This window comes from Roseimicrobium gellanilyticum (assembly GCF_003315205.1).
GTDB lineage: Bacteria > Verrucomicrobiota > Verrucomicrobiia > Verrucomicrobiales > Verrucomicrobiaceae > Roseimicrobium > Roseimicrobium gellanilyticum.
On record NZ_QNRR01000007.1, the window covers coordinates 104,259 to 122,045 of the forward strand.

15 protein-coding genes are annotated in these 17,787 nt (G+C 58.3%); 8 read left to right on the top strand and 7 right to left on the bottom strand.

Translation table 11 applies throughout. From position 1 onward, the window contains the following. Nucleotides 1-27: 27 nt before the first annotated feature. The 3 genes from vccB to vccD are packed head-to-tail and all read left to right on the top strand — an operon-like array spanning nt 28 to nt 2,380. Complete coding sequence (gene vccB, locus DES53_RS19035) at nt 28-576, top strand: Verru_Chthon cassette protein B (RefSeq protein WP_113959895.1); 549 nt, start codon at nt 28-30, stop codon at nt 574-576. Between the two features lie 50 nt (nt 577-626). Further along, on the top strand, nt 627-1,718 hold the full coding sequence (vccC, locus tag DES53_RS19040) for a Verru_Chthon cassette protein C (RefSeq protein ID WP_113959896.1): 1,092 nt from the start codon (nt 627-629) through the stop codon (nt 1,716-1,718). A gap of 2 nt (nt 1,719-1,720) precedes the next feature. After that, complete coding sequence (gene vccD, locus DES53_RS19045; RefSeq protein ID WP_113959897.1) at nt 1,721-2,380, top strand: Verru_Chthon cassette protein D; 660 nt, start codon at nt 1,721-1,723, stop codon at nt 2,378-2,380. Between the two features lie 95 nt (nt 2,381-2,475). Here vccD and DES53_RS19050 read toward each other — a convergent pair whose 3' ends face one another. The 5 genes from DES53_RS19050 to DES53_RS19070 all read right to left on the bottom strand — a co-directional run bounded on the left by DES53_RS19050 (nt 2,476) and on the right by DES53_RS19070 (nt 8,764). After that, on the bottom strand, nt 2,476-3,426 hold the full coding sequence (locus DES53_RS19050; protein ID WP_170157225.1) for a sensor histidine kinase: 951 nt from the start codon (nt 3,424-3,426) through the stop codon (nt 2,476-2,478). Between the two features lie 188 nt (nt 3,427-3,614). Continuing rightward, nucleotides 3,615-4,322 carry a response regulator transcription factor gene (locus DES53_RS19055; protein WP_113959899.1) on the bottom strand — a complete coding sequence of 236 codons (708 nt, stop codon included), beginning with the start codon at nt 4,320-4,322 and terminating at the stop codon, nt 3,615-3,617. Nucleotides 4,323-4,673: 351 nt separating this feature from the next. Next, nucleotides 4,674-5,096 carry a hypothetical protein gene (locus DES53_RS19060; protein ID WP_147263492.1) on the bottom strand — a complete coding sequence of 141 codons (423 nt, stop codon included), beginning with the start codon at nt 5,094-5,096 and terminating at the stop codon, nt 4,674-4,676. A 183-nt stretch (nt 5,097-5,279) separates the two neighbouring features. After that, on the bottom strand, nt 5,280-6,974 hold the full coding sequence (locus tag DES53_RS19065; RefSeq protein ID WP_113959901.1) for an ABC transporter permease: 1,695 nt from the start codon (nt 6,972-6,974) through the stop codon (nt 5,280-5,282). A gap of 32 nt (nt 6,975-7,006) precedes the next feature. Then, nucleotides 7,007-8,764: an ABC transporter substrate-binding protein gene (locus DES53_RS19070; RefSeq protein ID WP_113959902.1), complete on the bottom strand. Its 1,758-nt coding sequence runs from the start codon at nt 8,762-8,764 to the stop codon at nt 7,007-7,009. A 192-nt stretch (nt 8,765-8,956) separates the two neighbouring features. Here DES53_RS19070 and DES53_RS19075 point away from each other — a divergent pair, with 192 nt between their 5' ends. Together DES53_RS19075 and DES53_RS19080 are read left to right on the top strand one after the other, a co-directional pair. Beyond that, the gene (locus DES53_RS19075; protein ID WP_113959903.1) at nt 8,957-10,231 is read left to right on the top strand and encodes a PQQ-binding-like beta-propeller repeat protein; all 1,275 of its coding nucleotides are present in this window, start codon (nt 8,957-8,959) and stop codon (nt 10,229-10,231) included. A gap of 79 nt (nt 10,232-10,310) precedes the next feature. Further along, complete coding sequence (locus DES53_RS19080) at nt 10,311-11,240, top strand: leucine-rich repeat domain-containing protein (protein WP_147263493.1); 930 nt, start codon at nt 10,311-10,313, stop codon at nt 11,238-11,240. A 15-nt stretch (nt 11,241-11,255) separates the two neighbouring features. On the opposite strand, the gene DES53_RS19085 is transcribed toward DES53_RS19080, so the two are convergent. Beyond that, nucleotides 11,256-12,596: a glucose-1-phosphate adenylyltransferase gene (locus DES53_RS19085; protein WP_211325614.1), complete on the bottom strand. Its 1,341-nt coding sequence runs from the start codon at nt 12,594-12,596 to the stop codon at nt 11,256-11,258. A 38-nt stretch (nt 12,597-12,634) separates the two neighbouring features. Here DES53_RS19085 and DES53_RS19090 point away from each other — a divergent pair, with 38 nt between their 5' ends. The 3 genes from DES53_RS19090 to DES53_RS19100 all read left to right on the top strand — a co-directional run bounded on the left by DES53_RS19090 (nt 12,635) and on the right by DES53_RS19100 (nt 16,481). Further along, on the top strand, nt 12,635-13,663 hold the full coding sequence (locus DES53_RS19090) for a c-type cytochrome domain-containing protein (RefSeq protein ID WP_113959905.1): 1,029 nt from the start codon (nt 12,635-12,637) through the stop codon (nt 13,661-13,663). Between the two features lie 117 nt (nt 13,664-13,780). Beyond that, nucleotides 13,781-15,511: an LptF/LptG family permease gene (locus DES53_RS19095; protein ID WP_113959906.1), complete on the top strand. Its 1,731-nt coding sequence runs from the start codon at nt 13,781-13,783 to the stop codon at nt 15,509-15,511. A gap of 58 nt (nt 15,512-15,569) precedes the next feature. Continuing rightward, nucleotides 15,570-16,481 carry a hypothetical protein gene (locus DES53_RS19100; protein WP_113959907.1) on the top strand — a complete coding sequence of 304 codons (912 nt, stop codon included), beginning with the start codon at nt 15,570-15,572 and terminating at the stop codon, nt 16,479-16,481. Between the two features lie 6 nt (nt 16,482-16,487). Here the strand turns inward: DES53_RS19100 and DES53_RS19105 are convergent, their stop codons facing one another. Then, the gene (locus tag DES53_RS19105) at nt 16,488-17,606 is read right to left on the bottom strand and encodes a hypothetical protein (RefSeq protein WP_113959908.1); all 1,119 of its coding nucleotides are present in this window, start codon (nt 17,604-17,606) and stop codon (nt 16,488-16,490) included. Nucleotides 17,607-17,787: the final 181 nt, after the last annotated feature.

Here is a 17,787-nt window from a genome sequence, read left to right on the forward strand (position 1 = left end):
CACAAACTCACAACGAACACACTCGCGATGAAACTGAAACGTTCCCCATTCATTGTCCAGCCCGGTCAGCAGGGGTTTTCCTTGATTGAGGTGTCCTTGGCCGTCGCCATTGCCGCGGTGGGATTCATCACATTGTTGGGGCTCCTTCCCCAGGGGCTGGATATGGCACGACGATCCGCGAACCTCGCCTCGGAGGCCCGCATTGTGCAAAAACTCTCGGGTGAGTTGCAGTCCGCGTCATGGGAGGAACTGCAATGGAAGGGATATGGGAAGAAGCGATACTTCAACGATCAGGCCATGGAAATTTCCGAGGCGGAGCTCTCGAATCCAGCTGTTTCGTTTTCGTTGTCGTATGTTGCATGTGTCTATCTTCCGGATCAGGGATTGGACCTTATGCTGCCTGCCGGAAGAGGTGCGAAAACGGCTGCGGCCACCTCTGCGCAGAACAATGCCCGGCGGCTTGGGATTGCGATAGTGCCGACGACCAATGCTGGCTATCACTTCGGTGGAGGAATGGCTCAGCGTCACGTCATTCATCCGGTCATCATCGCCAGGATGAATGCTGAAGCCCGGTAGTCCTCGAAATCGGCATCTGCCCGGACCTACGTAAATCGTCAATCGCAGTCATGACTCACTCACGCAAACACGCCCTGGAGCGACAGCGTTTTGCCCCTTCCACGGCATTCACGCTGGTCGAGCTTCTCATATCCATGGTGGTGCTCTCCATGATCCTGATCATCGCCACATCGGTGATGAATGAGACACAAAAGACCTGGCTGCAGACGACGGCCAGATCCGAGCAGTTCAGGGATGCCAGGCTGGCGTTTGAACAGATCACACAGAACTTGAGGCAAGCAACGCTGAATACCTACATGACGTACCAGTACAACGATGGAGATACACCCACCGTGCCTGAAAACAAGACCCAGGCACCGCTGAAGTACCTCAGGCACTCGGAGCTTCAGTTTGTCACGGGCAGAGCTGCCACTGTGTTGGGTGTCGGGGCCAATCCTGAGATTCCCGGGCACTGTGTCTTTTTTCAGGGAGCTGTTGGCGTGACGCAACGCGACGGCTACGAGAGCCTGGATAGATTATTGTGCAGCCGGGGATACTTTATCATCTACGGAGATGATGCCGCATACCGTCCTGCACATGTCACCACCGCTAGGACCCGCTTCCGCCTCATGGAATATCGGCCACCCGCCGAGCGGAACGAAGTTTACTCGGTCACACCGGGAGTATGGTTCCAGGATGCGGAAAAGGAAGTCGTCGGAATGGATGAGACAGCGACACGGGCAGCATACACACGGCCTGTGACGGAGAATATCATTGCTCTTATCATTTCTCCGAGAGTGTCTGATGCAGAAGCCAAGGAGAGCGGAAGGCTGCCCAATTGGATGGCCCCTGACTACGCTTATGATTCAGTTAAGGTTAGAGGGGAATCGACCAATAATCTCCAAGGCACACAGCATCTCCTGCCTCCCCTGGTTAGGGTCACGCTTGTTGCCCTGGACGAGACATCGGCAAGACACCTCGAGGAACGCTCGGGAACCAATGTTCCTGATCTGCTCCCTCCCAACACGTTCACCAGTGCGGCAAACTATGAGCAGGACATGCTGGCGCTGGAATCCAGACTTCAAGTCCAAAAGCTGAACTATCGTGTCTTCACAACCACCATTGGACTGAGAAACTCCAAGTGGGCCATGTACGGCCATTAAGCATGAAAATACCGGTCAAGTCCCCGCTGCTTCCCTCTATTGCAAGCCTGACACGACGGGCATTCACGCTGATCGAAATGATCACGGTGATCACCGTTGTGGCCGCGCTGATGGTGATAGCCACTCCCTACCTCATGGAAACCATCCAGGCAAACAGGCTTACCTCCGCGGGTGAGGGACTGATGTTTCGCATAGCCCGGCTACAGCAGATTGTGGCTACTACTGGCAAGCCGGGGGAGATCCGGTTCTTCAAGTTTGAGAATGAGGATGCGGAGGGGTTTCAAGCCTACCAACTTTTTGCGCACAATGAGTCCACAGGGCAGCTCACAGCGGTGGAGAATCCTGTGTATTTGAGAGGGGACAATCTCGTATTCCTGGAGGGTCAGCTTTCACCCCTGCTCGATCAGGCTGCCCACGGAGCAGCCAGTGGCTCATGGCCACGCCCAGCCGCGGATGAGCCTTTCAAGTCCATGGCAGCGCAATATCTCCGCATCGCGTTCTATCCGGATGGTTCCACAAGTCTGGTTGTACCCTTGCGTTCATCCTACCTTACTCTCGCCGCAGAGGCTGGTACGAGCAGGGGCATGACAGCTCCACCTCCCAACTACTACACGATCCAGATTGATCCTGTGACTGGTCGTGCAAAGTCATATCGGCCGTGAGAGTTGCCGGGTGGAGGGGGCGTTGGCAAAGCGACTGCACATCACCTCAATGCATGAGGTGATTGCCTCACATCCCCGGCGCTGCATGTTTCATTTCATGCAGTCCTGAATCTCGGGACACGGCAACGCACAGACGTGCCTCCTTGGGGGAGGGGGGCCACACTGAATTCAGCATTCATGGACCGTGCCCTGTACTCCATGGTGCGCAATCCCATGCCATTGCCTCGGGTCGTCGCGTTTTGAATGCCTCGTCCATTGTCCACGACTGACAGTTCCAAAGCTTGGTCGTCGCCATCCAGGGTGATGCTGATGGTGTTTGCACCGCTGTGGCGAAGGGCGTTGCCGAGGGCCTCCTGTGCAATGCGGTACAGATGCAGCGCCTTCTGGGGATCGTGTTCATTGACGTCTCCACCGCTTTGAAAGCGTACCTTCGCTGTATACATACAGGCTGACGTCCCACACAGATCCTGCAAGGCTGCTGCGAGGCCGGCTTCGTTGTTCATCACCGGAGAGATGCCGCGTGCCAGATCCCGGGTCTTGGTCACAGCATCTTTCAGGAGGGATTCAATGTTCCGCAGTTCCGTGTGTTGTGGAATCCCTTTCGTTTCGAGGTCATGCCTCACGATCCCCAGTGCGCATTTGATGCCTGCAAGGTACTGGCAGATGCCGTCGTGGAGATCGCGGCCAATGCGCTGCTGCTCTTCTTCGCTGATGCGGACGATCTGGCGCTCAAGTTCGCTGGCGCGTTCGAGCGCCCGCAGACGGCCTCGTTCCGCATTGCGTTTCACGCGGAGCGCTCTTCCTCCCACTGCTACAAAGAGGAAGTAGGTCATTCTGCTCAGACTCGCCCACAGGTATCCCCATCCTGTGGCGTAGGGGTGCTGATCCTCATTGGCGAGCCACCACACGCCAGAGCTGGCCAGAGCGAACAGAATCGCGCTGAAAAGATTTCCGTACCAGACAACAAGGAGAATTGGTACTGCATAGAATACGAAGAGGCTCAGCTCCCAGCCGGTGGACCAGTCAAGCCAGCCTACAAATAGCATCAGCAGGATCGCGATCAGTGACAGCCATGGATTTGTCAGCCATGTTGCTGGGTTCCTGTCGTGTGCCTCAGTGTTTCTGTATATGCCCGCTTGCGGTAGCATCTGGCTGTTCGTGGAGCAGATGTCGACAGGACATGGGCGGAGCTGGTTGCTGGAGGCCTGCATGCGCGAGATGCAAAGTGGTTTGCCTAGGTCTTTACCTGAGCGACTGCGCTCAGACGTTTTGATTCACCCCAACGGATGGCATAGCGGGTTACAGCCGCTCCATCCTCCAGCTTCAGTTTGGCCCGGATGTTTGCCCGATGCACATCCACAGTCTTGGGACTGATGTTCATGGCATCCGCGATTTGCAAGGAACTCCGTCCTTCTCCCATCAATTGGAAGACTTCAAACTCCCTATCGGTGAGGGTGTCGAGGCCGTCGCTGTTTCTTGGTGCCGTCCCTGAAGTGAATGCCTCGAGAATGGTATCCGCAACTTCCTCGCTCAGCCACAATTTGCCGGTGACCACCTTGCGCAATGCACGTTCGAAGGACTCGTAGTCGGCGCTCTTCATGAGGTAGCCCTTGGCTCCTGCTCGAATGGCCCGTTGTGCATAGAGGGTTTCCTCGTGCATGGAGAGCACAAGGATCGGCACCTTCGGGTACAATGCATGGACATCCTTGATCAATTCGAGCCCGCTCCGTCCAGGAAGGGTGATGTCTACAAGCATCACATCGGGGACCTGCTGCTCCAGCTGTTTCAGAGCTTCTCCGGCATCGGACGCCGTCCACACGCAGTGGAAGTTCGGAAGGCTGTCTATGAACTGCCTCATGCCTTCACGGAGGAAGGTATGGTCATCGACTACCGCCACTTGGTGCGATGCAGTCGCCGCTTTCAATTCTTTGGTTTCAATCATACGAGATGGAGCTTGTGCCGGCAGCAACTGGACCTGCGTGTGCACACTTTTATTTTTTACCTCTTCGATTAGTTTAAAGGGGAACGGAGACCCCGTAAGCGGGGGAGATCTTCAACGCGGAGCAAGAGGCTTGCACAAGCGCGCCTAAAGATAGTGCTCAGGTGCTGCTTATGTGTGAGAGGTCCCTGCGGCGATGGTCCCAACGAATGTGCTCGTCTTTATCTATTCAGAATCAGACCCTTGAGTGACAGGCATACGGCCTGCCAACGGTGATGCATCGTGGATGCGGCAATGCAACAGGGAGTGTCAAAAAAGGAGTGCCAACCTTTATCAGGAAAGTCTTTCCACTATTCAGGCCGGTGTTCTCCACACCCGTTCCGGCCAATCACTTCCTAATATTTGGGCAATCGCTTCCTTCAGTTTCTTCTTTCGCCCTGCAACCGTTTGTTTAAAGCCGTCCGGTACGGCGTCTCCGCTGAGGGCGACGGTACCCTTCTTCCTCCACAGTAGTTTCTGGTGGTCTTTTCCTTGGCGGATGGCTTCGGCAAGTTCTACAGCCAGAGCGGCGGGACTCCACCGTTTTGCCATGGAGTGGATTTGCCTGTGAGTCCTTCGGACTTGATTGGCGGTGCCTTGTTCAACGTTTACTTCCCAGTGCTGCATCTCGGCTCTTGTGGAGCCCAGGGTTGTTCCTCCATGCCGCTCGATCTGAAAGGAGAGCACGGGTGGATTCCACTGGACCTTTTCGATGCGATGCAGCTTTTCCGCGTGCATACCGCCTGCTGAGGAACCGCTGAGTCGAGGCCAGGCTTCTCTCAGCAGGAGCACCAACGTGTGCTCATCTTGGACGGAGCCCGCGGCAATGGAGCGCAGATAGTTCGCGAGTGTTGTGACGGCGTAGTGCATCATCGTGTTTCATCTCACGTATGTGTGGGTGGCATGGGCGGGCGGGACGCGCTACGCCCGGAAGAGAGTTCCGAGTTTTCTGCCGAGGAGAAGCCCTGCGCCTAGAAGCGTGATGCCCAGAAATACCATGGCCCACACACCAAGAGCGGAGGCGAGATAGGGACCATTCCCCAGTGAAGCCACGAGTGCATAGATGGCTTTGGTAATGGGATAGTGGATCGACTGCTGGGCGAGGATCATGGAGTCGGATACTTCCAGCATGGCGAAGGCAAATGCGAGAAGACCGCCCGCAATCAGGTTGGGCATGATGAGTGGAAGGGTGACTCGCGCCAGCGCACGCAGCGGAGGAGCGCCAAGATTTTGTGCCGCATATTCGAGTTCAGGGCTGATCTGTTGAAAGCCGGCACTGGCACTGCGCACCACATAGGGGAGCCGGCGCACGGCATAGGCGATGACCAGCAGTAACAACGGATTCTCTCCCAGCATGAGCCAGTGAAGAGGTTTGCCTTCACGAGACATCGCCAGGAAACCAAAGGCCAGCACGAGCCCTGGCACCGCGAGGGGGAGCATCGCCGCTGCGTCGAGGAGATGACGTCCCCAAATGCGGGTGCGCACGGTTACATATGCAATGCCGATGCCCAGTACGAGATCGAGGATGACGGCTAGTGAGGCGTACTTCAGGCTGTTCGAGACAGAGGGCAGGGTGAGTTCATGCCCAAGCGCTTCGCCGAAGTGTTTTAGCGTCAGTCCTTCTGGCAGCACGGTCCCATACCAGTCCGTGGATACGGAAAGCAGGAGCACACCCAGATGCGGAATGACGGAAATCGCAATGCACAGCGCAAACAACAAGCTGCAGGCCATGGCCAGGCCCATGGGGAGACGTTTCATCACCCTGCCGGTGGTGGCTCTCCCTCCTCCCATGACGCTGCCCCGCTCAAAGACCAGCTTGCTCAGGAGGTACAGCACGACGGTGAAGAGCAGCATGATCACCACCAGCGCGTAGGGCAGGGGATTGTCGCTCAGGTCTTTGATTTCATCGAAGATCTGCACGCTGGTCACCCGACGGAAGTCAAAAACCAGGGGAACACCGAGTTCGGTGAAGGCCCAGATGAACACAATGGTGCCGCCCGCGAAGATGCCGGGCATGATGAGTGGCAGCGTGATGCGCCAGAAGCGCATTTGCGGTGGGCAGCCGAGATTGGCAGCCGCTTCCTCCAGGGCCGGATCCAGATTCGAGAGAGCGGCTACGATATTCAGATAGAGTATGGGAAAGAGGTGCAGGACATTCATGATGATGATGCCCGTCATCTGTCCCTGGCCCAGCCAGTCCGCAGGGTGTTGTGCATCCATGAAACCCGCTTTAATCAGCAGGCTGTTCAATGCCCCTGCCTGGCCGAGCATCGCACGCACGCCAATCGCACCCACGAAGGGAGGAAGGATCATTGGCAGAAGGACGAGTGCGTTCAGCACGGTCCGTCCGGGAAACTCAAACTTCGAATAAACCAAGGCCAGCGGCAACGAGATCAGCAGGCAGCCAGCCGTGCTGCCCACGGCCATGATCAGGGAATTTACCAGTCCCTCGCGATAGATGGGGCTGGCAAAGATGTTCCAGACATATTGCAGGGTGAAGGTGTTCTTGTCGGAAATGAATGCCGCCTTCACCGTCTCCCAGAGCGGCAGCACAAAGAAGAACGCGAAAAATGCGATCACGCTGAAGAAGATGGCGAGGGCGACAGAGCGGGACATTCGGGCGTGTGGAGAGGTGCTGGCTTGTTTTTCTACTGACCGCCCCCGGCCAGATCCTCGGCTCGTTTGTACTGGGACCGAAAGTGCATCGAGAGCTCCCGTGCTTTGCGCATTTCCTGCGTCTTGTTCTTTTTGGCAAGCATGGCCGCGAGCTCCATGGCGGCGTCATAGTTCACCAGACTCACATCGCTGAAGATTTCGGTGGAACGTTCTGGCAGATGCGCACCGGCGATTGAGCCCCAAGCCTGGCGAAGTTCATCGTGGTTCTCCACACACATGGTTTTCACGAGGAAACGCAGGACATTGAATAGAGGACCGGTGCGCTCGGGATGGTACGTGAAAGCTTTTGCATCTTCATAGGGATTGGCCTGGGCATCGGTCATCCGGCTACGATTAGCCTCGGTATAGAAGTCCTTTCGAGCCGGCAGTCGCCGCAAAGCGTAGCGCTGCGGGCCGCCCGGCGTCCCAGGAGCGTAGTTCCAGAGGCGCTGGCCTTCGTCGCTCATGACGAATTCCATGAAGGCGGTGGCCGCCTCCGGTTCTTCCGCACCGCGCAGCATGCCAATGGGATCCACGCTGATGCCCGTGCCACCCACCGGAATGACAAATCCCACCCGCGCGGTGCCGTCAGCCTTGCGCACCATTTCTTCAAAGGAATAGCCATAGAAGTCGATGCACATGCCCGCAGCGGCGTCGCCCTGGGAGACTTCCAGGGGGATTTTGGTGGCATTATCCGTGAAGTAGCGCGCATTCGCCGAAATGCGCTGGATGAGCTGCAATCCACGTGTCCAGCCGATGCGGATTCCGGCATTGACCATGTCCTTCTCTTTTCTCAGCTCTCCCGGCTTCTGCCGTATCTCGTCGATCGCAATCTGCATCTGCTGCTGCACGAGTTGATCAAACGCCTTCGTCACAGTCCCGCTCTTGTTGGGATCTGCGAGCGCGATCTGGCCGCGATATTTTGGGTCTGCGAGGTCAGCCCATTGGGCAGGTTCTTTCTCGATACCCAGGCGCTTCAGCACATCGCGATTGTAGACCATGCCCATGCTGGAGAGACAGGCACCCACCCAGCGGTGTTCTTTGTCATAGAATGCTTCACCACTGACATTTTGAGGCAGGGCATCTGGAGTGAACCACTCTGGGTGCTTGGAGAAGAGGGCGTCGAGCCCCTGCTTCCTGGAAGCGTCGCTGCTCACGAGAAAGCCTGCCTTGGCCTGTGACTCGAAGTCAAATGTGCCACCGCCAAAGAAGAGGTCGACGCCCACACCGACAGTGGATTCCAGAAAGGCACGGCGTGCCTCTTGCTCGATATCGTTCTCCGCGGTCGTTGGCGCGGAGAGATCCACTTTGCTGTTTCCAAATGCTCCTGCCACACGCTGGGACCACTCCTTGGTCAGGATGCGTGTCCAGTAGTACTCAAAGGCCCCGGCGAAGTCTGACCTGAGCATCAGAGTGATTTCACCGGTGCCGGCCACACGCCAGTCCACATAGAGGGTCTCACCGGTGCGCTCCTTCCACTTTCTGGCAAAGGCCTGGCCGAACTCCTGGCGAATCTTTTCGTGATGCGGTGTGATGATCACCAGCCGCCGATCATAGTGCGAGGGTGCGGACGCCTCCGAGGGCTTCAGCAGGAAGGGGGCTGCAATCGTGAGGAGCAGGGCCGCCACTACCACGAGTTCCCTCCACCAATGCCGCAGAAAGACGGATTTCCGCAGAGCCTGCCCGGCGCGGGTGCTCCAGGCACGCGCCTTCTCCAAAATGGTCACGACCTGATCCAAACCGCCCGGCATGCAGGCCCTCATCAAACCGGAAAGATGCTGCTCCCGCAAGCCAGCATGTGCCCTGCGGGACGAAAATGCGTCCGAAACCTAAGTGCGAAGACGGGCCTGTCCGGAATTTCGTAGTGGAAAAGACGTCCCGGATGTCCGTAGAGTTCATCTCCACCAAGCCACACCACCCTGCTCCCAGAGGTTCTCGATGCCATGAAGCTCGCCTTTCTCTCCACCTTCGCACTCGCAGCATCCACCGCGTCCTGCCTTTTCCCTGTAACTGTCCACGCGGAGGACTGGCCGGAATTCCGGGGACCAGACAAGCAGGGGCATTCCACGGCCACGGGCCTTCCTACCGAGTGGTCGGAGCGCAAGAATGTGACGTGGAAAGCCGAGCTGCCGGGGCGCGCCTGGTCCTCTCCGGTGGTGGTAGGTGACGTGATCTACATGACCAATGCCGTTGGCCAGAAGGATTCAACCGATCCCCACGACACCTATTCACTCCGGGTCCTGGCTCTCAATGCTGCCGATGGAAAGGTTCTGTGGGATACGGAGATCTTCAAGGTGGACTCCCCCCACGCGTTGGGCGTGCATGGGAAGAACAGCTACGCCAGCCCCACGCCCATCCATAGCGATGGACGCATCTATGCGCACTTTGGCCACTTCGGCACCGCGTGTGTGAATGCCGCCGATGGCAAGGTGCTGTGGAAGAATGACACCGTGAAGTACAGCCCAGTGCACGGAAATGGCGGGTGCCCGGTGCTGGTGGATGGTCTGCTGGTCTTCAGTTGTGACGCCGCTCAGGATCCCTTCATTGTGGCGCTGGATGCTTCCAATGGTCGTGAGCGCTGGAGAACCTCACGCAAGGCAAAGGCCAAGAAGACGTTCTCCTTCTCCACCCCATTGGTCATTGAGGTGAATGGAGCAAAGCAAATCATCTCCCCAGGCAGCAATGTCTTGAGTGCTCTCGATCCGCAGAGTGGGGCGGTCATCTGGTTCATCAACTATGAAGGCTACTCCGTCATCCCACGTCCCGTGTATGGGAATGGCATGATCTATTTCAGTACAGGTTATGATCGCGCTTCCGTGATTGCGGTGCGTGCCGATGGCAAAGGCGACGTGACTCGCTCGCACATCGCGTGGACTGTGGACCGGGGCGCTCCGCACACGCCTTCCATGCTCCTCATCGGGGAGGAACTCTACATGGTGGCGGACAATGGCATGGTCACTTGTGTGGACGCCAGGACTGGCAAGGTCCACTACCAGGAGCGTGTGGCCCGCCAGACCTCCGCCTCGCCCCTTTATGCCGATGGGAAGATCTACATCCAGGATGAGTTGGGCAATGGCTATGTCCTGAAGCCTGGTCGCCGCCTGGACCTCGTTTCCAAGAATGAACTGGGCGACAAGTCCCTCGCGTCCTACGCGGTGTGGAAAAATAAACTGCTCATCCGTACGCAGTCCGCGCTGTGGTGCATTGGGCAGGGGTAAAGCGAGGTTTGCCGCTCGCAGCATTCCTGGCTGCAACATCCGCTTGCGGATCGCGTTCAATGGCCGCATGCCTTCCTTCATGCTTCGCACCTGTTGCTCCCTGGCGCTCATTGTAGCCGCTTCTTTCCTCCTTGTTCAGTGTGGCGAGAAGCAATCGGCCCCTGCGGAACAATCAAAGAAGGCCACGGCAGAGGCTCCATCTCCTGTACCTCCTTCGACGCCTTCTCCCGCAATCCCGGCGGCTACGCCCGAGAAGACCAAGATCTTCTGGACGGAAGAGTTGATGCACAAGGAGGTAAGGTACTACAACCCGGAGTACGCAGGCGATGGACAGTTCCGGATTGAGAACGGTGAACCTGTTGCCGTCGGGCTGGCCAACGCCAGGGTGACGAACCTGAAAGCGCTCGAAGGTAGGAAGCTGCTGGCGTTGGATCTCAGTGGCACGGCAGTTTCTGATCTGACACCGCTCAAGGGGATGCCCCTGATGGAGTTGTATCTGGAGCGGTCCAAGGTGGTAGATCTCTACCCACTGAAAGGCATGCCAATTCAGAAGCTGTACCTCAGCGGCACTGCCGTGCGGGACATCGCACCCCTTGAAGGAATGCCACTGACCGATTTCAATGCGGTGGATACCCAGATCGCCGACATCTCACCACTCGCGAAGTCACCCATCGCGATGATGTGGCTCACGAACTGTCCCGTGGAGAGTATTGCGCCTCTTCGCACCATTCCCCTGGTCAGCGTCACGTTGAAGGGCACAAAGGTGCGTGACCTCTCTCCGCTTTCCGGCACGAGGCTTCAGCGCCTGCACATCGCGGAAACCCCGGTGGAGGATCTCACTCCGTTGAAGGGCATGTCGCTTACGCGATTGGTCTTCACTCCGGCGAATATCAAACAAGGCATCGATGTAGCCAAGGCTCTGCACGTGCAGCAGATTGGCACCCGGTTTGAAGAGGATGGCAACGACTTGCTGCCACCCGCTGAGTTCTGGGCAAGGCAGGGGAAGTAGCCCCACCATCCCACATCAGATCCATGTCCCCGGAGGAATCACCGTGTTCTTCGGAATCACGATGATGCCGTCACGGATGTAGAACATGCCATCGGGACCATCGAAGGTCTCGGGCTTGCCACGTGGCGTGATCACCACGCCGTCACCGACGTGGACATTCTTGTCCACGATCGTGCGCTCAATCTTGCAGCCCTTGCCGATGCCGGGCGGCGGACGGTCTGTGGGGCAATTGGTGGCGCCGGCGTAGTAGTCTGCTCCCATGATCACGCTTTCCTTGATGATGCTGTTCCCCTCCACCACGGTGCGCACGCCCAGGATGGAGCGCTCGATCGTGGCCTCGGTGAGAATGCAGCCATCGGAGAGCAGCGCATGATGAATGTGGCCGCCGTTGATCTTGGTGGCAGGCAGGAAACGCGCGTGCGTAAAGATGGGTGCCTGTGAGTCGAAGAAGTTGAAGGCTGGCACCACGGAGCACAGATCCAGATTTGCCTCGAAGAAGCTTCCGATGGTACCGATGTCCTCCCAGTAGCCCTGGAAGGGATAGCTGTGCACACGGCACTTCTTGATGGCTTCGGGAATGATGTGCTTGCCGAAGTCGGCCATGTCATTGTCCAAGGCTTCGATCAGCGTCTGGCGGTTGAAGACATAGATGCCCATGTTCGCCTCGTACCGGGGCTCATTCTCGGGCAGCTTGAGCTCGCGCAGAATCTCCGCTGGCATCTCCAGGGGCTTGAGGGCTTCGGGAGTTTTGGGTTTCTCTACAAAGTTCAGAATGCGTCCTGCGGCATTCGTTTGCATCAGGCCGAAGCTGCTCGCGCGCTTTCCATCCACAGGAATGGTGGCGATGGTGATTTCCGCGCCGCTCTGGATGTGTTTTGCCAGAAACTTGCGGAAGTCCATGCGGTAGAGCTGGTCACCGCTGAGGATGAGGAAGTACTCGTACTTGCCCTGAGTGAAGTTCTTCAGATTTTGCCGGACTGCGTCCGCGGTACCTTGGTACCACTCCACACCAGATGCGGTTTGTTGCGCAGCAAGGATTTCGACAAACCCATTGCTGAACAGGTCGAACTTGTACGCCCGGCTGATGTGCCGGTTGAGCGAGGCGCTGTTGAATTGGGTGAGCACATACACCTGGCGCACACCGCTGTTGATGCAGTTGCTGATGGGGATGTCCACCAGCCTGTACTTTCCTGCCAGGGGCACGGCAGGCTTGGCGCGGTCCTTCGTCAGGGGGAAAAGACGGGTACCCGCACCCCCCCCCATGATGATTCCCAGCGTGTTGCGTTGCAGAAGTGCTTCGGTTTCAAAGCGGTTGAAGGCAGGAGGGGCAGCCGGAAACATGGGCGGATTTTTCATGAAACAGGGTGATCCATCAAGCGTTTCCTTGTGCCACCATGACCGCTCACCCAAATTTTTTCAAAGTTCCTGCGATCGCCGCCCTGCTCATGGGCGTTTCTGCGCAGGGAGCTGTAAACTTCAAAACGGAAATCCTGCCCGTCTTGGAGGCCAAGTGTGTAAAATGTCACAAGGCAGAGCATGAAGAAGGCGGCAAAATCGTAAAACCCAAGGCGGAACTCCGACTGGACGCCGCCTGGGCCATGCTGAAGGGGGGGGAGAGCAAACGCCCTGCGTTGGTCGCTAAGGACACGGCAAAAAGTTACATGTTTGAGGTGGTGAACCTGCCGAAGGACGATGACATGTTCATGCCTCCCAAGGGCGACCCGCTGACTGCGGAGGAAATTGCCAAGCTTAAGACATGGATCGAAGAAGGTGCCGATTTTGGCGATTGGGAAGGGAATTTGGCAGGCAAGCCCGCCGACGCTCCCTCCACCGCGAAGGCCGCGCCGAAGGAGCGTGAGCACGATATTCTGTACAAGAAGCTCAGCGAAGGCCTTCAACCCCCTTCGAAGGAGGCGCTCAAGAAAGTCCAGGAGGCTGGCGCCCAGGTGACCATCCTGCAGGTGGGCGGGCCACTGGTGCGGGTCGACTTTCTCACTGGAGTAAGCAAGACGGATGACGCGAAGATCGCGGCAATCCTGCCCATCAAGGACAACATTGCCCACTTGGACCTTGCTCGGACGGTCATCACAGATGCCTCCCTCAAGACGGTGGCTTCGTTCCCCAGACTCGTCCGCCTCGACCTTCGCAAGACCAAGGTGACGGACAAGGGCGTGCAGCAGCTCGCCGAGTGCAAAAACCTTGCTTACCTGAACCTCTACGGCACCGAGGTGACGGACGCCGTCATCCCCGCGCTTTCCAGCCTGAAGACCCTCCGTGATGTCTTCATCTGGGAGACCAAGGTGACTGAGGCGGGGGCTGCCAAGCTTAAAGCTGCCCTGCCCGAGGCCGAGGTGGTCGCCAGCGCCGTCATGCCTGCTCCGCAGCAGGCTCCGGCGGGGGGGAATCGCCGCCGCGACAAGTAAAAGACGCGTATTTTTGAACGATTTGGACCGGCAGCCAGCGCCTCAGGGAGGCTGCCGGGGGGAGCGTACCCCTTGACTCCACCCCCGATCTGTCGGAGTCTCCATGTCCTCAACCCCATGGATTTCCTCAAGTCTGCCCGCGACTCGCTCATGCGTCTGCTAGGTGTGGTCTGGCGCTGGTTGCGCCGCTCCCCTTACGCCGGTCCGGGCGCCCTCCTGCTGGCCTTTGTGGTGATGCTGCTTTGCCAGCTTTTCGGCTACCACGAGGCTTTCATGCCACCGGAGCCGAACCCGAATGAGCTGCCGAAGAGCTGGGTCGCACCCCCCACGCCCACCTACTTTGTCCTCTACATGCTGGCGTACATGCGCCTGTTCGTGCTGGTAGGCGGGCTGGCCTACCATGTCTACATCATCCGGGCATGGCCGAATGTGGAGAAGATGATTCGTCCCACCTGGATCGCCTCGATCTACCTCGCCGTCTGGGCGATCACGAGCCAGGGCTATACTTTCTTTGAATCGGTTTACCTGAATACGACAGGGGAGGTGATCTCCGTCCCGGCCTTCATCATCCAGGTGCTTCTGCTCTGCGGTTTGCTGCTGTCCCCACCGCTGATGCTCACGTACTACGCGCGCAGCCGCATCATGGAGCGCTACATGATGCGCTCCTTCCTCCAGCCGCTTTTCTTCTGCCTCATCGCATTCTGCACGCTCTGGGTGGTCATGGACCTTCTGGACAACATGTCCGACTTCCAGGAGAACGGCATCAAGGGAGGGGACATCGCGATGTTCTACCTGAAGATGGTGCCCTTCATCTACGTGACGGTAGCCCCCATCTCCCTGATGCTGGCCACGGTGTACGTCCTGGGGCGCATGTCGCGCACGAATGAGCTCATCTCCATGCTTGGCACCGGCAAAAGCCTGGGCCAGGTGCTTCGTCCCATTTACGTTGCCGCTTGTTATGCTGCCTTTCTGGGCATGGCCGCGAACTATCACTGGGCTCCGGTTTCCGCAGGAAACAAGGAGCAGCTCCTTGGGAGCGCGAAGGATCGCATCAACCAGCACTTCCTCGTCATGGGGCTGGTGTACCGGAATCAGGAGGAGATCGGTCGTAGCTGGTTTGTGGGCACGGTCCCGCGTGATCTGGTGCGGGACAAGATGCGCCGCATTGAGGTCCGTCAGGAAGGCGCAGACGGCAAGCTGGAGAAGGCCTGGTTTGCCAAGAGCGCGGCGTGGTGGCGTGAAGATGGCATCTGGTCGCTGTACAATGGCGTGGAGGTCATCTACAAGGACGGCAAGGTCGACTCCATCCAGAAGTTTGACTTCGATGGCACGGGCTACTCACGCAAGGATTTGACTGGCTTCCGCGAGACACCGTGGGTGCTGATGAGCGGTTCCCTCTCGCCCAACTATCTTGGCGTGCCGGATCTCATCTCCTACATCCGGGCGAATTCCTCGTACGGGAGCAAGAAGCTGGCGTCCTTCTGGGCGCATTTGTTCTACCGTTTCGCATTGCCATGGCAGTGCCTTGTGGTGGTCATGTTCTCCGCGCCACTCGCGGTGGTGTTCTCACGGCGCGGCCTTGTGGGGGGCATTGCCAATGCGGTCCTCCTCTTCTTCGTGCTCATGTTCCTGGACAACCTGTTCCTGAACCTGGGCCGCGGCGCCCGCATTCCGCCATTCTTCGCCGTATGGTTCCCGCACCTGATCCTCGGCGCGCTCGGCGTCTGGCTTTTCCGCCTGCGCTCGCAGAACAAGGAGTTGCCCCGCATTTCCTTCCGCTGGCTGCGCGAGCTCGTTCAGTTCGTATGGCAGCCCAGCCGGAATCGCTCCTCGGTGAAGACTGCCTGATCGGCATCATTACTGGCGGCAATATTTCTTTCGCAACGACTCCGTCTCCCTTCCTCACGTGCAGCAAAATTGGAACATCAAGTCCCGCTCCCACGAATGCTCCCGCTCCGGGCGGCCCTTTGAAGAGGGAGAAGTGTTTCACACGTCCATCTACTTCGACAACGAGAGCGGCGAATTCGTCCGCCGCGACGTGGCGCTGGACGTCTGGGATGAGGAGTTGAAGGACCGAACGCCGCTGGCGTACTGGCGCACCACTTATGTGAAACCGGACTCCGGCAAGCCGAAGGTGGAAATCTCCAGCAAGGAGAGCCCCGAAAGTCTGCTGCGCCGCCTCATCGATGAGGATCAGGAGCATACGGAGCATGCCCGCTACATCCTTGGACTGATGCTTGAGCGAAAAAAGCAGCTTGTCCCCAAGGAAACGAAGTACACCGAGCAGGGCACATTGCTGCTCTACGAACATCGGAAGAGCGGTGAGGTTTTCATCATCCGCGACCCGGAACTGCGCTTGGACGAAATCGAGTCCGTACAGGAGGAAGTTGCTACGCTGCTGGGCTTTGGCGGCCCCGTGGTCGAAGCCGCCAGGATTGCCGGCGTGACCCTCACTCCAGACGGCAAGATTGAGAAGGGGGATGCTGCAAAGAGCGCGCCTGAGAAGGCTCCCTCCGAGAAGCTTGAAGCTGAGAAATCTGAGTCTGAGCCTGTACCCGGTGCGCTGGAAGAAGGCGAGACCGGCGTGACTGAATCCGAAACCCCCGAATCAGAGCTGGCCGAAACTGGCGCGGTCGAATCCGAGGAGGGCGAGAATGTGAGCGAAGAGCCTGCGTCGGCCGCAGATGAAGCTGAAGAGCCCGAGGCTGCCGATGAGGAAGTGGAAGCAGTTGAGGCGGAGCCAACGGCACCTGAAGGCGAAAGCGATGCTTCCTCTGAGGAGCAGACTGGTTCGAGGGAGACTGCGTCTCCGAGCTAGAGTCTCTTAACCCTCCTCAGCGGAAAAGAACCGGCCCATCGAGGTCTTGGTGGCAAGGTAGCGCACGCACGGCGTTGCCAGGCCCACCGCCACCAGTCCTACCACCAAGAGCAGGCCCTCCCGCCGGAAGAGACTGCTCAACGGGTGCTCGGCACCCTGCCAGACCCGGAGATTCCAAGGGCCCCATCCATGGAGGAAGCCGGCGACCACCGCCAGTCCCAAGAGGGCAGGGGGGATGCGCCGGACCAGGAGTAGGGCCAGAGCTGTGCCGCCCAACATCATCCAGGAATTCCTCGGCAAACCACCCAGCGCCACGGGTAACCACCCTTGCCACGTCAGCCACGCAGCCGCCATGGAGGCGAGATGAAACACGACCATGACCACCACGGCGCTCCATGAGCGTCCTAGGAGCACGGAGGTCACCGCCACGGCGAACAACGCGTGCGCCAGCAGGGAGTGCGTCGGGAGTCCCGCCAGGGAGCCCGCGGTGCTGCCATTCTTGGTCCCCTGTGGCGTGGCGTCAGCAACAGACTTCGCGATAGGAGAGGGAGCGCCTTGTCCTGCAGCGGCCTTCGCCCCCGTTGGGGGCAAGGCAAAGCCTCGACTGGATTCTCCTGGAAAGACAAGCTGCGGCTGCCGCTGCTCTGCGCCGGCCATGGCGTTCATCAGCAGGGTGGCCACAGCACAGGTTCGGGCCACGGTCATTTTGAAATCACCGGCAATTTCGGGGAGCGGCCCCTTGTGCTCCACCAGCAGGTGTACTTCCGCACTGGAGGGAGTGAGGGGGGCCACAGTGGCACTATCCACCGGCTGCGCTTTCCAGATCCCGCGGAAATCGCTCCCGCCGATGCGGAACTGAAGTTGTGTGTCCACGTACGCAGCGGCCTTTTTCAGCGTCTCCGCCTGCTCTGCCTCGCTCTGCTGGAACCACCACGAGGCCGGAATTGGAGGCATCGCGGTGGGTTGGTCGGTGAGAAACAGACGCGGATCGAGGTTCACCAGCAACGTCACCTCACGTTCCGGGTTGAACTCTGCTTCAGCCACCATGCTGGGCACGGTATGTGCGCTGACCTTTTGCCCTAAAACCAGCAGGGCAAAGCAGAGGACAAAAGCCGCGTAGCGCATGCTGTTTAAAACGCCAGAATCCACCCCGCCGCAAACACAGAATCTCTTGCAGGAGAACGGCATGAAAAAAGATCCCAATTAATCAACACATCGCGCACGTGCGCTGTCTTTTCTGCACCACGTTTCGCAAAAGCAACCTTGACTTTGCCTGTCCGATTCGGTTGAAAAGACACATACAATC

What these genes read in the sequence shown, in the direction of transcription:
- DES53_RS19055 (WP_113959899.1), bottom strand. Translation starts at nt 4,322, where the DNA reads ATGATTGAAACCAAAGAATTGAAAGCGGCGACTGCATCGCACCAAGTG.
- DES53_RS19080 (WP_147263493.1), top strand. Translation starts at nt 10,311, where the DNA reads ATGCTTCGCACCTGTTGCTCCCTGGCGCTCATTGTAGCCGCTTCTTTC.
- DES53_RS19085 (WP_211325614.1), bottom strand. Translation starts at nt 12,596, where the DNA reads ATGAAAAATCCGCCCATGTTTCCGGCTGCCCCTCCTGCCTTCAACCGC.
- DES53_RS19075 (WP_113959903.1), top strand. Translation starts at nt 8,957, where the DNA reads ATGAAGCTCGCCTTTCTCTCCACCTTCGCACTCGCAGCATCCACCGCG.
- vccB (WP_113959895.1), top strand. Translation starts at nt 28, where the DNA reads ATGAAACTGAAACGTTCCCCATTCATTGTCCAGCCCGGTCAGCAGGGG.
- DES53_RS19060 (WP_147263492.1), bottom strand. Translation starts at nt 5,096, where the DNA reads ATGCACGCGGAAAAGCTGCATCGCATCGAAAAGGTCCAGTGGAATCCA.
- DES53_RS19065 (WP_113959901.1), bottom strand. Translation starts at nt 6,974, where the DNA reads ATGTCCCGCTCTGTCGCCCTCGCCATCTTCTTCAGCGTGATCGCATTT.
- DES53_RS19095 (WP_113959906.1), top strand. Translation starts at nt 13,781, where the DNA reads ATGGATTTCCTCAAGTCTGCCCGCGACTCGCTCATGCGTCTGCTAGGT.
- DES53_RS19070 (WP_113959902.1), bottom strand. Translation starts at nt 8,764, where the DNA reads ATGCCGGGCGGTTTGGATCAGGTCGTGACCATTTTGGAGAAGGCGCGT.
- vccD (WP_113959897.1), top strand. Translation starts at nt 1,721, where the DNA reads ATGAAAATACCGGTCAAGTCCCCGCTGCTTCCCTCTATTGCAAGCCTG.
- DES53_RS19050 (WP_170157225.1), bottom strand. Translation starts at nt 3,426, where the DNA reads ATGCTATTTGTAGGCTGGCTTGACTGGTCCACCGGCTGGGAGCTGAGC.
- DES53_RS19090 (WP_113959905.1), top strand. Translation starts at nt 12,635, where the DNA reads ATGACCGCTCACCCAAATTTTTTCAAAGTTCCTGCGATCGCCGCCCTG.
- DES53_RS19105 (WP_113959908.1), bottom strand. Translation starts at nt 17,606, where the DNA reads ATGCGCTACGCGGCTTTTGTCCTCTGCTTTGCCCTGCTGGTTTTAGGG.
- vccC (WP_113959896.1), top strand. Translation starts at nt 627, where the DNA reads ATGACTCACTCACGCAAACACGCCCTGGAGCGACAGCGTTTTGCCCCT.